Source organism: Capnocytophaga sp. oral taxon 380 str. F0488 (assembly GCF_000318255.2).
In the GTDB taxonomy this organism is placed as follows: domain Bacteria; phylum Bacteroidota; class Bacteroidia; order Flavobacteriales; family Flavobacteriaceae; genus Capnocytophaga; species Capnocytophaga ochracea.
Window position 1 is genome coordinate 39,094 of the sequence record NZ_KB291210.1, and the last position, 13,716, is coordinate 52,809.

General features: G+C 39.8%; 13 protein-coding genes and 1 pseudogene. 1 reads left to right on the forward strand and 13 read right to left on the reverse strand.

Annotation, left to right across the window (positions count from 1 at the left end):
- The first annotated feature begins 278 nt into the window (after positions 1-278).
- Positions 279-1,907: an acyl-CoA carboxylase subunit beta gene (locus tag HMPREF9078_RS07305; RefSeq protein WP_009420057.1), complete on the forward strand. Its 1,629-nt coding sequence runs from the start codon at positions 279-281 to the stop codon at positions 1,905-1,907.
- 75 nt (positions 1,908-1,982) lie between these two features.
- Here the strand turns inward: HMPREF9078_RS07305 and ruvB are convergent, their stop codons facing one another.
- From ruvB to HMPREF9078_RS11990, 13 genes and pseudogenes are all read right to left on the reverse strand, one after another.
- Positions 1,983-3,008, reverse strand: coding sequence for a Holliday junction branch migration DNA helicase RuvB (gene ruvB / locus HMPREF9078_RS07310; RefSeq protein ID WP_009418380.1), 1,026 nt, complete (start codon positions 3,006-3,008; stop codon positions 1,983-1,985).
- A 38-nt stretch (positions 3,009-3,046) separates the two neighbouring features.
- The gene (locus HMPREF9078_RS11690) at positions 3,047-4,210 is read right to left on the reverse strand and encodes a pseudouridine synthase (RefSeq protein ID WP_083477089.1); all 1,164 of its coding nucleotides are present in this window, start codon (positions 4,208-4,210) and stop codon (positions 3,047-3,049) included.
- 40 nt (positions 4,211-4,250) lie between these two features.
- Positions 4,251-5,114, reverse strand: coding sequence for an ATP synthase F1 subunit gamma (atpG, locus tag HMPREF9078_RS07320; RefSeq protein ID WP_034543245.1), 864 nt, complete (start codon positions 5,112-5,114; stop codon positions 4,251-4,253).
- 36 nt (positions 5,115-5,150) lie between these two features.
- The gene (locus tag HMPREF9078_RS07325) at positions 5,151-5,864 is read right to left on the reverse strand and encodes a DUF1266 domain-containing protein (protein ID WP_009420062.1); all 714 of its coding nucleotides are present in this window, start codon (positions 5,862-5,864) and stop codon (positions 5,151-5,153) included.
- 29 nt (positions 5,865-5,893) lie between these two features.
- On the reverse strand, positions 5,894-7,474 hold the full coding sequence (gene atpA / locus HMPREF9078_RS07330) for a F0F1 ATP synthase subunit alpha (protein ID WP_009420063.1): 1,581 nt from the start codon (positions 7,472-7,474) through the stop codon (positions 5,894-5,896).
- A 97-nt stretch (positions 7,475-7,571) separates the two neighbouring features.
- Entirely contained in the window at positions 7,572-8,120 is a 549-nt protein-coding gene (atpH, locus tag HMPREF9078_RS07335; RefSeq protein ID WP_009420064.1) for an ATP synthase F1 subunit delta, read from the reverse strand.
- A gap of 7 nt (positions 8,121-8,127) precedes the next feature.
- Positions 8,128-8,619, reverse strand: a complete 492-nt coding sequence (locus HMPREF9078_RS07340) for a F0F1 ATP synthase subunit B (RefSeq protein WP_009420065.1) — start codon at positions 8,617-8,619, stop codon at positions 8,128-8,130.
- Between the two features lie 155 nt (positions 8,620-8,774).
- On the reverse strand, positions 8,775-8,975 hold the full coding sequence (gene atpE / locus HMPREF9078_RS07345; protein ID WP_002671466.1) for an ATP synthase F0 subunit C: 201 nt from the start codon (positions 8,973-8,975) through the stop codon (positions 8,775-8,777).
- 54 nt (positions 8,976-9,029) lie between these two features.
- Positions 9,030-10,097, reverse strand: coding sequence for a F0F1 ATP synthase subunit A (atpB, locus tag HMPREF9078_RS07350; RefSeq protein ID WP_009420066.1), 1,068 nt, complete (start codon positions 10,095-10,097; stop codon positions 9,030-9,032).
- Between the two features lie 162 nt (positions 10,098-10,259).
- Complete coding sequence (locus HMPREF9078_RS07355) at positions 10,260-10,778, reverse strand: adenine phosphoribosyltransferase (RefSeq protein ID WP_009420067.1); 519 nt, start codon at positions 10,776-10,778, stop codon at positions 10,260-10,262.
- Positions 10,779-10,793: 15 nt separating this feature from the next.
- Positions 10,794-11,726 (reverse strand): citrulline utilization hydrolase CtlX, encoded by a 933-nt coding sequence (gene ctlX, locus HMPREF9078_RS07360; RefSeq protein ID WP_009420068.1) that lies wholly within the window; start codon positions 11,724-11,726, stop codon positions 10,794-10,796.
- Positions 11,727-12,376: 650 nt separating this feature from the next.
- Positions 12,377-13,177, reverse strand: coding sequence for a DNA adenine methylase (locus HMPREF9078_RS07365; protein WP_034543261.1), 801 nt, complete (start codon positions 13,175-13,177; stop codon positions 12,377-12,379).
- A gap of 213 nt (positions 13,178-13,390) precedes the next feature.
- Positions 13,391-13,716: pseudogene (locus tag HMPREF9078_RS11990) on the reverse strand (hypothetical protein); the annotation flags it as partial.

Sequence of the window (13,716 nt, forward strand, 5' to 3'; positions counted from 1 at the left end):
TATAGAAAGGGTATATAAGTAGTTGATAGTGAATGGTTAATAGTGAAGGATGAAAAGAGGTTTAGGCGAAAGAAAAGTAATGAAAAACGAAAGCGACCTACCTTCTGAGGGAGATTGTAACAACGCAAAAGTGATTGAAAAGTACTACCTTGTTATATTGAACTGATGTAAAAATACAAAAGGTCTATACGATTCATTTTCTGTATTATTTTCTTAGTTATCATTCATCATTTGTAATTCATAATTATTTCCTACCTTTGCACCCTCATAACATTACAATGGACATTCAATTCAATACAAACGAAGATTACAATAAATTAGCCCTTAGTCAGTTGCGCAAACGCTTGAAAAAAGTAAAAGAAGGCGGAGGCAAAAAGAACCTCGAAAAGCTTCATAGCCAAGGTAAACTTTCGGCTCGTGAACGCATAGAATATCTGTTAGACAACGATAAACCCCAAATAGAAATAGGCGCTTTTGCCGGTGAGGGAATGTACGAAGAACACGGCGGTTGCCCCTCGGCTGGTGTAGTGGTGGTGATAGGCTATGTAGCTGGTAGACAATGCGTAGTAGTAGCTAACGACGCTACTGTAAAGGCGGGAGCGTGGTTTCCTATTACAGCCAAAAAGAACCTACGCGCTCAAGAAATTGCGATGGAGAACCGATTACCTATCATCTATTTGGTGGATAGTGCAGGGGTGTACCTGCCTTTGCAGGACGAGATTTTCCCCGATAAGGAACACTTTGGTCGCATCTTTCGCAACAACGCCCTGATGAGTAGTATGGGCATCACCCAAATAGCCGTAGTAATGGGCAGTTGTGTGGCGGGTGGGGCTTACCTACCAATAATGAGCGATGAGGCACTGATAGTAGATAAAACGGGCAGTATCTTCTTGGCAGGTAGCTATTTAGTGAAGGCTGCGATAGGCGAAAACATCGACAATGAAACCTTAGGTGGGGCGACTACCCATTGCGAAATTAGCGGGGTAACCGACTACAAGGCAACCGATGATAAAGACGCTCTTGACCGTGTACGCCGTACAATGGCTAAACTTGCCGATGCCGAAAAAGCGGGCTTTAACCGCATTGAAGCTCATAAACCGCTGAAAGACCCTAACGAAATTTACGGTATCTTGCCTAAATTGCGCACAGAGCCTTATGATATGAAGGAAATTATCCTTCGATTGGTAGACAATTCAGAATTTGACGAATATAAAGAAGGTTACGGACAAACTATTCTCACGGGCTATGCGCGTATTGAGGGTTGGGCAGTGGGCATTGTTGCCAACCAGCGCAAAGTGGTAAAAACTAAGAAAGGGGAAATGCAGTTTGGAGGAGTAATCTACTCGGATAGTGCCGACAAGGCGACCCGATTTATAGCTAATTGCAATCAAAAGAAAATTCCCTTGCTCTTCTTGCAAGATGTTACGGGCTTTATGGTAGGCTCCAAATCAGAACACGGAGGGATTATCAAAGATGGGGCTAAACTCGTGAATGCGGTTGCTAATTCGGTAGTGCCCAAATTTACGGTCGTGATAGGTAACTCGTATGGGGCTGGTAACTACGCAATGTGCGGTAAGGCTTACGACCCGCGTCTTATCGTATCCTGGCACAGTGGAAACATTTCGGTAATGGGAGGTACGCAAGCTGCTAAAGTACTCTTGCAGATAGAAACCGCCAACCTAAGGAAAAAAGGAGAGGAACTTACCCCTGAAAAAGAAGCCGTGCTTTTTGCTCATATCAAAGAGCAATACGACGAGCAAATATCACCTTACTACGCCGCTGCTCGCCTTTGGACTGATGCCATTATCGCCCCATTAGAAACCCGCCAATGGATAGCAATGGGTATAGAAGCTGCTAATAATGCCCCTATTGAAAGAACGTTTAACTTAGGAGTGATACAAGTATAAAATAGATAAACAATAAAAAATCCCTTAAAGTAACATCATACTTTAAGGGATTTTTTCTATCTAATTGTTATTTATTTAATCAAATAAAGTGCCTTGTCTTGCAGGATTCACTCTACCTAAGTGTTTATAAGCTAAATCGGTTACTTCGCGTCCGCGGGGAGTACGCACGATGAATCCTTCTTGAATGAGGAAAGGTTCATACACCTCTTCAATAGTTTCAGCACTTTCGGAAACGGCAGTCGCCAAAGTGGTAATTCCCACAGGCCCTCCTTTGAACTTATCAATAAGGGTTGAGAGAATTTTGTTGTCCATCTCGTCTAATCCGTGAGCATCTACATTTAAGGCTTTGAGCCCGAAACGGGTAATAGCAATATTTATTTCACCATTGCCTTTTATCTGAGCAAAGTCACGAATACGGCGCAAAAGTGCATTGGCAATACGCGGGGTACCTCTACTTCTGCTTGCTAATTCTATAGCAGCTTCCATAGAAATAGGTACTTTAAGGATAGAAGCACTGCGCTGAACGATATCTGCCAAAAGTTCGGTAGAATAATACTGTAATCGACTTTGAATACCAAAACGTGCACGCATAGGAGCTGTAAGTAAACCTGAACGGGTAGTCGCCCCTATAAGTGTAAATGGATTGAGATTGATTTGTACGGTGCGGGCGTTAGGGCCTGATTCTATCATTATATCAATCTTGTAGTCTTCCATAGCTGAGTAAAGGTACTCTTCTACTACTGGGCTCAAGCGGTGTATCTCATCGATGAAAAGTACATCCCGCTCTTGCAAATTGGTGAGTAATCCTGCTAAATCACCAGGTTTATCAAGCACAGGGCCTGAAGTAATTTTTATACCTACGCCCAATTCGTTAGCTAAAATATGAGCGAGGGTTGTCTTTCCAAGTCCAGGAGGTCCGTGAAAAAGGGTATGGTCGAGTGCTTCGTGACGCATATTAGCTGCTTTTACGAATACTTTTAGGTTTTCTAAAACTGCTTCTTGCCCTGCAAAATCATCAAACGACAAAGGGCGCAAGGCTCTTTCTATATCGAGTTCTTGCGCCGAATAATTTTCTTTATTTGGGTCTAAGTTTTTATTCAAGCTTTTAGGATTTAGAGGATAGGAGTTAGGAGATAGGATCACTTCATATTGCGAAGATTGATTACTTCTTGCTGAGTGAGACGACGCCAATGACCACGAGGTAAATCTTTTTTAGTGAGTCCAGCAAATACTACACGGTCGAGTTTTTCTACTTGATAACCTAAGTGTTCAAAAATACGACGTACAATGCGATTGCGACCACTGTGAATTTTGATGCCTATTTCATTCTTAGGTTTGTCGTTCACATAGCTGATTTCATCTACTTCGATTAAACCGTCCTCTAACTCCAAGCCTTCTTGTACCTTCATAAAGTCTTTGTAGTCGAGTTTGCGGTCGAGAATTACGTGGTATATTTTGCGCACACCATGAGTGGGGTGAGTGAGTTTTTTGGTAAGCTCTCCATCATTGGTAAGCAATAATAAACCTGTAGTAGCTCTGTCTAAACGACCTACAGGCAAGATGCGTACATTGGTAGCATTTGCGACCAAATCCATTACAGTTTTGCGTCCTTTTTCATCGTTGGTAGTGGTGATGAAGCCTTTGGGCTTATTGAGCAAGATGTATTCTTTCTTTTCGGAAGAAAGGAGTTTTCCATCAAAACGCACTTCATCGGTAGGCTTTACGCGATAGCCGAGCGTGGTCATTACTTCACCATTAACCGTTACATTACCTGCTGAAATATACATATCGGCATTACGGCGTGAGCAGATACCAGCATCGGCAATATATTTGTTCAAACGCACTTCAGCTGGCGCAATAGTAGGGTAGTCTATAGGAGCGCTATTTTGAGATTTGTAGGTGTTATTATAAGGTTTTTTGTTGAAAGGTTTTTTATAATTATCGTTTCGGTTATAACCTTCATTACGGTTGTAGTTGTTAGACTTGTTATATCCCTCATTCTTTTTGAAGTTAGGATTGTAAGATTTTCTGTTTTCGGAGTTGTAACCATTGTTACTATTGTTGTAACGATTGCCACCGTTATTTTCATAACGATTACCGTTATTATTTTCATAACGGTTGCCACTGTTATTGCTGTAACTGCGTCCTTCGTTCTGTCCGTAAGTTTTCTTTTTGAATGAACTATTGCCGTTGTTGTTGCGATTGTTACCGCTGTTATAAGAAGAATTGTAAGGCTTTTTCTCTGAATTCCCATTAGAGGAATAGCTATTCTTCTTGTAATTGTTAAATTTTTTGTTTTCCATATAAATTAAATCTCTCTATTATGTATGCCGACGCATTACATTATGCTAAGGCTTCTGAACCTCCTACGATTTCTATAATTTCACCGGTAATAGTAGCCTGACGGGCTTTGTTGTAGGTGAGTATGAGTTCGTTCTTAAGGTCTTGAGCATTGTCGGTAGCTTTGTGCATAGCTGTCATACGAGCACCGTGCTCAGCAGCTACTGAGTCGCGTAAGGCTTTGAAAATCTCTGTTTTTAACGAACGCGGAATGAGTTCTTCTACGATCTCTTGCTTAGAAGGCTCATAAATATAATTTGTGTTTAGTTCTTTGCCTTTTGCTTTAGTCGCTATAGGCTGAATAGGCAAAAATGTTTCTTCGGTAAGAATTTGTGTAGCTGCATTCTTAAAGCTGTTGTACACCAATACTATCTGGTCATATTTACCCGAAGTGTACAATTCCATTAGTTCTTCAGCCAAAGCAACAGCTGTAGCAAAGGTGAGCTTATCGAAAATCTCGCTGTTATGAGCTATAATATTGTCGTATTTTTTCAACACATCATTGCCTTTTTTACCTATGGTGTAGAGTTGTACCTGCTTGTCTTTATAGGTAGTTTGTTCTAACTCTAACGCTTTTTTAATCACGCTGGCATTGAACGCCCCGCAGAGTCCTCTATTGGAGGTGATAGGTACCAAAAGTACTTTTCTTACTTCTCCTTTGCGTGGATTATAAACATTCTCATCACCCAAGGCAGCACTAAGATGTTCTAATAACTGCTTGAGTTTATAAGCATAAGGCTTCATCGCTACAATAGCATCTTGAGCCTTTTTCAGTTTGGCTGCCGATACCATTTTCATCGCTGCTGTGATTTGCATCGTTGAACTTACCGATGAAATTCTGCTTCGTATTTCTTTTAAATTCGCCATTTTATCAATTAACAGTTAGCAATTTTATCATTGCTGTTAAAAAGGATACCTTTGATAAACATCTATTCCTTCTATCTTCCTTAATGAAGGTGATTTGCTATGGAATAGCTGAGAGGTTAGAATAATAAGGTTTTCCAAATCAAAACCCTGAATAGTACGTCCTAAAAGGAAAGATATGGTATATTCTTGCCAATTCTTACCTTGTTCTTTTGCTGTATCGGATACTTTTTGCAATATATCCCACATTTCAGTTTCTGTGATATATTGGCACCAATAACACCATTTAGCCAAAGAAGCTGCTCTACACAAATCCCACGCATAAGCCGATTTTACTGCTTCTACTTGTGCTAATTCTATCTCCAAACCTTTGGCTATTTGTTTCTGTATTTTGCTAAGCTCAGGTGAGGTTTGCGTTAGCAGATGTCGGAACTGTAACGAACGTTTCTGTGCTAATAAGTCACTTATAGTTTCTTTAGCAGATGCTGTATCTGTTATTTCCCATTGTTGACGTAATCCTTTCTGATATGTTTCTAATATTTCAGTAGGTATTAAGTTTAGTAGATTTTCACCACGGTAATACGTTAGTATCGCTCCAAAAGTAAGCAATCGTATCTGTTCCTCTGTTAAAGGGTTTTGATTGATGTGCCCTATTTGTTTTTGCAAATGTTTTTTTGTATAAAGTTTGTTTACATAAATCTTTAGCGCAAATAAAAAGACGGCTCCAATAATTACCCATATAATAACACTCATAAGAATAAATGTTTAAAAAGATGTATTTACTATTTCGCGTATTTTTCACTCAAATCTTTCGCTACTTTTTCGAGAGTAGCTGTAATCTCATCGGTGAGTTTGCCAGCTTTTAGCTCGTCTAAAATGTCACGGTGGGATACATTGAGGAACTCTAAATATTCTCTCTCAAACTCTTTTATCTTGTCCACAGGCACTTGTCTCAATAAGTTTCTAGAACCTGCATAGATAATCGCAATTTGGTTTTCTACGGGGTAAGGGTCGTTTTGTGGTTGTTTTAAGATTTCCACATTGCGCTTCCCTTTTTCGATAACCCCCATAGTAGCTGCATCGAGGTCAGAGCCGAATTTGGCAAAAGCTTCGAGTTCGCGGTATTGTGCTTGGTCTAACTTGAGGGTACCCGCTACTTTTTTCATCGATTTAATCTGTGCTGAACCTCCCACACGCGATACCGAAATACCAACGTTGATGGCTGGACGTACCCCTGAGTTGAACAAATCAGACTCCAAGAATATCTGTCCGTCAGTAATAGAAATCACGTTAGTAGGGATATAGGCTGATACATCACCCGCTTGAGTTTCGATAATTGGCAAAGCAGTGAGGGAACCTCCCCCTTTTACGAGTGGTGCAATGCTTTCGGGTAGGTCGTTCATCTGGCGTGCGATAGTATCATCATTAATTACTTTGGCAGCGCGCTCTAATAAGCGAGAGTGCAAGTAGAACACATCACCAGGATAAGCCTCACGTCCAGGTGGACGGCGTAATAACAACGACACCTCACGGTAAGCTACCGCTTGTTTAGAAAGGTCATCGTAGATAATAAGAGCTGGGCGCCCCGTATCACGGAAGTACTCGCCAATAGCAGCTCCAGCAAAAGGCGCATATACCTGCATAGGAGCAGGATCGGAAGCATTAGCCGCCACGATAGTAGTATAAGCTAAAGCCCCAGCATCTTCTAAGGTTTTGGTAATTCCTGCTACGGTAGAAGCCTTCTGACCGATAGCTACATAGATACAATACACTGGATTTCCTGCATCGTAGAACTCTTTCTGGTTGAGGATAGTATCAATACACACGGTAGTTTTCCCTGTTTGACGGTCACCAATTACTAACTCACGTTGCCCACGACCGATAGGAATCATTGCATCAATTGCTTTGATACCTGTTTGTAGAGGTTCGTTTACTGGCTGACGGAAAATAACCCCAGGGGCTTTGCGTTCCAAGGGCATTTCGTATAGTTTGCCAGTAATGGGACCTTTACCATCAATAGGTTGCCCTAAGGTGTTTACCACACGACCTACGATGCCTTCGCCTACATTGATAGAGGCGATGAGCCCTGTACGTTTAATGGTATCCCCTTCTTTAATATCGGTAGAGGGACCTAAGAGAGTAATCCCCACGTTGTCTTCTTCGAGGTTGAGGACAATCCCTTGTAGTCCGTTGTCAAATTTCACTAATTCACCATATTGTGCATTTGATAGTCCAAAGATACGCGCAATACCGTCTCCCACTTGTAATACCGTTCCTACTTCTTCTAAAGAAGCATTGGCATCGAAGTGCGCTAATTGTTCTTTTAAAATTGCTGAAATTTCAGCGGCTTTTATTTCTGCCATTTTTTCAGTTTTTATTTCTTAGTTGTTAGTTTTTAGTTGTCAGTCTTATTTATATCAATCTTTAAACAATTCTTTCTCCTTACCTTTTGTTTCTTACTTACAGAAACAGTTTCTCTTGAAACTCTTGTTGTAATCTGCTAAGTTTATGCGCTACACTGGCGTTGTATTGCACATCATCTACACGAAGAATAAAGCCCCCAATAATATTTTTATCTACCTTGTTCTCAAGAGTAACATTTTTATTTTTAGTAAGCATCATTACCTTTTCGAGTATCTCTTTGCGGGTAGCTTCATTAAGCGGACTTGCCGTAGTTACTACTGCTGTTTTGTTATGCTTATAATCGTTGTACAATACAACAAACTTCTCGGCTACTGCTCCGAGTATTGGCAAGCGTCGGTTCTGAATAAGCAAATCGAACAAACGTTGCGTTTCAGGAGTAACCATTGTAAATATTTCAGTAAGGACATTCTTCTTTACCGTTGTTTTCACAATAGGCGAAATGAGCATACGCTCCAAGTCCTTATTCATTTTTATTGTTTTATCTATCAAGGTCATATCAGCGAAAACCCCTTCTAATGCATTTTGTAGAAGAGCGTATTCCAAGAGTGCCTTGGCATATCTATTTGCTACTCTCAATCCGTACATAACCTATTTAGTTTAACGTAACACCTTTTAGATAATCGTTGATGAGAGCAGTTTGTTTCTTCTCGTCTGAGAGTTCGTTCATCATCACTTTCTGAGCCATTTCAACAGAAAGAGCTGCCACTTGGTCTTTCAGCTGTGCCAATGCTACTTTCTTCTCACTGTCAATCGCTTGTTGCGCTTGTTTGATAAGCTTTTCGCCTTCGCGTTGTGCTTCTTCTTTGGCTTCTGTTACGATTTTATCTTTAACATCTCTTGCCTCTTTCAAGATTACATCTCTCTCGGCACGTGCTTCAGCTAAAAGACGCTCATTATCGGCTTTGAGATTTGCCATTTGTTTTTGAGCTTCTTCAGCAGCTTCCAAAGCCTTATTGATAGAGTCTTCGCGTTGCTTTACCGCATTCATTATGGGCTTCCAAGCGTATTTTGCTAAGAGGAAAAGCAATATCAGAAATATGAGAGTATTCCAGAATAATAAACTTTCGGGGTGTGCTAAATTCATTTCTTTAGTTGTTATTTAGTCTTTAATAATATGATTATTTTATTCTCTTTTGTGTTCCTTTATATAGGGATAAAAGGCAATTCACCATTAGTGGCATACGCCCTAATTTTATAAAACCGTTGTGTAACCAACCGTTGCACAACGGTTTTGTCGTCCTATTTTGCGATGAGTGCTACTACCACAGCAAAAAGGGCTACCCCTTCGATAAGTGCTGCAGCAATAATCATCACAGTTTGAATTTTTGAAGACACTTCGGGTTGGCGTGCTACTCCTTCAACAGCAGAAGCACCAATTTTACCAATACCGATTCCGGCTCCAATGGCTGCTAATCCAGCCCCAATTCCTGCTAAAACCATATATATAAAATTAATTAGTTACTTGTTAATTGTCAATTGTTAATTATCAATTGATTAGTGTTCTTCTTCCACTGCTTGTCCTATAAACAAAGCTGATAATAGTGTAAACACATAGGCTTGCAAAACAGCTACCAATAGCTCCAAGATACAGATAAACAAGGTAAAAACTATCGACACAGGCGATATATACACCGTTCCAAAGATGAAGATGAGTGAAATCAAGCTCAGTACAATGATGTGCCCTGCCGTCATATTGGCAAATAAACGTATCATCAAGGCAAAAGGCTTAGTAAAAACACTCAACATTTCAATAGGTATCATAATTGGTAATATCCAGGTAGGAACTCCTGGGGGAGCAAAAATATGCTTCCAATAGTGTTTGTTACTGCTAAATAAAGTGAGAATAAGGGTAAAGATAGCCAACATACCTGTGAAAAGAATATTGTTAGTTACCGTACCAGCAAACGGGAAAAACGGAATTAATCCGAAGAGGTTGCCTATCCAAATCAAGAAAAACACAGTAAGCAAATAAGGCATATACCTATTGTAGTACTTTTCGCCTATGTTAGGAATTGCTATCTCATCGCGCACAAAGAGCACTATGGGTTCTAAAACGCCTGTTAAGCCTTTGGGGGCTTTGGGGTTCTTCTTGTAAGAACGTGCCATAGAGGTGAAGATAAGCACCATCAATACCGATACTAAAAGCAATGAAAACACGTTCTTAGTAATAGAAAAGTTCAACGGACGTGTATTGGTTACTTCTCCTTTCTCGTTGAAAGAGAGAGGTGTATCAGCATTTGCGTAGTAAATATCTTCTTTGTAGCGCACAAATCGCTGTCCGTCTTTATCTACTACTACTGTACCTTTGTTGTCGTGATGGAAGGCACTCGATAGGAAAGTCACTAATCCTTTATCGGTATAAAGAATGATAGGCAAGGGTAACGAATAAGTGTGCCCTTTATAATCAAACAAGTGAAAATCGTGTGAATCGTTGATGTGTTCATCAATCAAATCGTTGATTTGAAAAGGCTCTCCTTCCTCATTTTCAGTTGCAAAACCTTGTAGAGGAATGAGTGAGGTTACAAATAAAGTGATATATAGAATGTAATTCTTTATTTTCATTACTTGTTTTGTTTTTATTCGTGCAAATGTAGGAGTTTTTATTTAAGTGACGAAATTATTTAACACATTTTTTTACTTAATATAATATAACCTACTGAAATACAGAAGTTATATTTTAGCAGTTGAAATTTAGGTTTCGCTCTAATTATTAACTTCTAATTCTTATAAAATGCTATACACAGGGTGTCCTTTGAGTTTCTCTCTGCCGTTCAAAAAATGGAGTTCCATCAAGAAATCTAGTTGTACAATATCGCCACCGAGGCGTTCTACAAGTTTTACTACCGCTTCAGCAGTACCACCGGTAGCGAGGATATCGTCGTGAATAAGGATTTTTTCACCTTTCACAATAGCGTCTGCGTGAATTTCCAATACGTCTTGTCCGTACTCCAAATCGTAGGTTTGTGAGAGGGTTTTGTAAGGTAATTTCCCTTTTTTGCGTACCGGTACAAAGCCAGCCCCCAATCGTTGTGCAAGCAACATCCCAAAGAAGAAACCTCTACTTTCCATACCCACTACTTTGTCTATTTTCTGTCCGTGCAGGTTCTCCACGAGCAAGTCGATTACATATTGCCCTGCTTTCACATCCATTAGTAATGGTGTAATATCTTTGAAGATAATTCCTTCTTTAGGAAAATCTTTAATATCTCTAATTTTACTTTTGATATATTCTTTTTTGTCCATTTTTTTACTTGTTACCTAATTACGTGGATTAAACACTTCTGCTAGCATACACCTCGCACTGCCTCCTCCACAAGTCTCAATGGTCTCTAAATTGCTGTGGAGTATCTGGGTATATTTCTCAATCGTCTGTATCTGTTGAGGGGTAAGGGCGTTATAAGCGGTATCACTCATCACCAAATAAGTACTGTTCTTACCCTGCACTTGTAGCATATTGCCTGCGTACTGGCACATCTGTTCAGGGGTGATGCTGATAATCTCTTTCTTGTCTTCTTTTAGGTGATGCAAAAGGTTCTTGCGCTCACTCTTGTCGGTGATAGTATCTAAGCACACCACCGCAAAATTTTCACCTAAAGCCATCATCACATTGGTGTGATAGATAGGTACTTGCTTACCATCTACCTTTTGGTAAGCCCTGAAAATTACAGGCGTATACTCAAAATCTTCACAGAACTCAATAAATAGTTCCTCATCAGCGCGGGGCGAAAGCGCACAATAAGCCTTCCGATGCACACGGTCGAGCACCATAGCCCCTGTACCTTCCAAGAAGATGTTTTCTTGTTCAGCATCAGTATAGTCATACACATTTTCGATGAGAAAACCATCTTCCTCTACCTTGTCCAAAATATCCTCACGACGCTCACGACGCCGATTTTCGGCAAACATAGGGTAAATTGCTACGTTGCCATTTTGGTGAAAGGTAATCCAATTGTTCGGAAATACCGAATCAGGAGTGTTTTGCTCGTAAATATCGTCTACGCCAATCACTTTTACTCCTACCTCACGTAGTTTATGCACAAAGGTATCAAACTCTTGTTGCGCTTGGCGATTGATTTCCTCGTTCTTCAAATCCATTTCCTCCTGGAAATAGTTGTTCACAACGGTTTCTTCGTTCATACGGAAGCGCACAGGGCGCACCATTAGTACAGTATTGGTAATTTGTTTTTTCATCAGTAAACAATGGTTAGCACTCAAAGCGACAAAAGTACAAAATAATCAGTAATTAACAATGAAGCAAGAAAAATTATTTTTTCAAAAACGCTACAATTCCGATTTTATCAAGCTCCATTTTAATTTCACCTTGCCTCTATTTTATCTTCCTCTTATCTTCACCTTATCTTCACCTTATCTTCGTTCATTGTTCGTCTTTTGTTCGTCTTTTGTTCGTCTTTCGTTCGTTCATTGTTCGTTGTAGACCCACTGTAGAGCCACTGTAGACCCACTGTAGAGCCACTGTAGAGCCACTCATTGTTCGTTTATCGTTTAAGTCTTGTATAAGCCACCTCCTTAATTTACCCATCTACCCTTGCGATTTCCTCCCTTCATCATTTATTCAAGTTTCAATTTATCTTTTATTTTTTATCTTTTACTTTTAAAAAATGCTATTACTTGGTATTGTAATATTGGTACTATACTACTGTTGAGAAACACTTTTTTTATATACAAATTCCTTCTATCAGATATGGTATAATCCGCAAAACGAAATGTACCAAAAATTAAAATGAAATGTACATTTTTTGAGTGGGGGTTGAACGGGACAAAGGTAATAAAAAAACACGGATATGCAATATAGCTATCCGTGTTTTTTTTGTGCCTATACATTATATAGGGTAGTTGGCGGTAAGCACTTCTACACGTTTCTTTCCTGCGCTATTGCTGCTGCCTAAATGCATTGACACTTCTTTTTGATGCCAACCGCATTGCTGTACGTATTTGGTTAGCTCTTCATTGTGATAGGAGCTTAGTAGGAACTTGCCTTTGAGGGTGACAAGGGTAGCTAATAACTCATTAAAATGCTCTTGCTCATAGCCTCCGTAATGTCCTTGCTTGGCTCCTACATAGGGTGGATCTACGTAGTGGAAGGTGTCAGGGGTATCACGGAGAGCAATAACTTCAGTAGCATCATTATTCTCTATTTGTACACCTTTGAGACGCTCTGAATAGTTATGTGTGAAGGTGTCCGCTTTATTGTGTAGACAAGTGGCATTCTTGCCATTGGTAGTAATACGACAGTTACCTACTTGACAAGAGAAGCCACAATTGGTGGTGTACCAAAATGCCCAGGCGCGATGTACTTCACTGAAAACAAAAGGAGAATGGTATATAACTAAGGCTGATTTATAGGCTTCTCGGCTTACTATAGAAGACTGCTCTATAAGTGTTTTTAGCTCGGTAAAGCGAGTTTGTAGCACCTTGTAAAAGGTATAAGCATTAGCATTGAAGTCATTAATTACTTCCACTTGTGCTTTTTCTTTTGCCCAAAATACAGCACCACCACCAAAAAAGGCTTCTGTATATACTTTATGAGGTGGAATGAGAGGTAAAATATAGGGTAACATAGTTTGCTTGCCTCCATAGTAGGATATTGGCGTACGTTGCCAAGTATTGGATGTTGATTTCATTTGTATTATGAATTTTTGTGTTTTAAAAAAATGTTGTACTTTTGCAACTCTCACATCAAACATAAGAAAACCCGAAAACCCACAGAAGACTTATTGTCCTCCGCAGGGCTTTCGGGCTTATGTTTAAAATGATGTGAGAGTTGTTTTAAAGCGGAGGACATTTTTATACTGCTGTCCTCCTTTTTAGCAGTTTAAACTTCATTTAAAAGCTGTTTAAATCTTCCGAAACGGCTTGTATTTCCAAACAATAAATACTAATATAGCGAGTAGTAAGAGCCAAAGGATGTACCTTATGGGGCTACTTTTAACTTGTTTGTTCACCTGTTTGAATTGTGTGTATTCGTGCTTCTGCACTTCGGTTTTAGCGTGTGTATATGAATTATTATAAAGGGTACTATCAGCCTGCTGTAAGCTCTTAGAATGGGCTCTGATAGCTTTAATCTTTACCTTGCCATTGCGTACCCTTATAGTCTCACTATTGCCGTCGCGAGTGCGGGTATAGGTAAGTTCTTTAGCATTGCCAAGGCTGTCTTTGTCGT

What these genes read in the sequence shown, in the direction of transcription:
- HMPREF9078_RS07355 (WP_009420067.1), bottom strand. Translation starts at nt 10,778, where the DNA reads ATGGACAAAAAAGAATATATCAAAAGTAAAATTAGAGATATTAAAGAT.
- atpG (WP_034543245.1), bottom strand. Translation starts at nt 5,114, where the DNA reads ATGGCGAATTTAAAAGAAATACGAAGCAGAATTTCATCGGTAAGTTCA.
- atpE (WP_002671466.1), bottom strand. Translation starts at nt 8,975, where the DNA reads ATGGTTTTAGCAGGAATTGGGGCTGGATTAGCAGCCATTGGAGCCGGA.
- ctlX (WP_009420068.1), bottom strand. Translation starts at nt 11,726, where the DNA reads ATGAAAAAACAAATTACCAATACTGTACTAATGGTGCGCCCTGTGCGC.
- HMPREF9078_RS07340 (WP_009420065.1), bottom strand. Translation starts at nt 8,619, where the DNA reads ATGAATTTAGCACACCCCGAAAGTTTATTATTCTGGAATACTCTCATA.
- atpH (WP_009420064.1), bottom strand. Translation starts at nt 8,120, where the DNA reads ATGTACGGATTGAGAGTAGCAAATAGATATGCCAAGGCACTCTTGGAA.
- atpB (WP_009420066.1), bottom strand. Translation starts at nt 10,097, where the DNA reads ATGAAAATAAAGAATTACATTCTATATATCACTTTATTTGTAACCTCA.
- HMPREF9078_RS07365 (WP_034543261.1), bottom strand. Translation starts at nt 13,177, where the DNA reads ATGAAATCAACATCCAATACTTGGCAACGTACGCCAATATCCTACTAT.
- atpA (WP_009420063.1), bottom strand. Translation starts at nt 7,474, where the DNA reads ATGGCAGAAATAAAAGCCGCTGAAATTTCAGCAATTTTAAAAGAACAA.
- HMPREF9078_RS07305 (WP_009420057.1), top strand. Translation starts at nt 279, where the DNA reads ATGGACATTCAATTCAATACAAACGAAGATTACAATAAATTAGCCCTT.
- HMPREF9078_RS07325 (WP_009420062.1), bottom strand. Translation starts at nt 5,864, where the DNA reads ATGAGTGTTATTATATGGGTAATTATTGGAGCCGTCTTTTTATTTGCG.
- HMPREF9078_RS11690 (WP_083477089.1), bottom strand. Translation starts at nt 4,210, where the DNA reads ATGGAAAACAAAAAATTTAACAATTACAAGAAGAATAGCTATTCCTCT.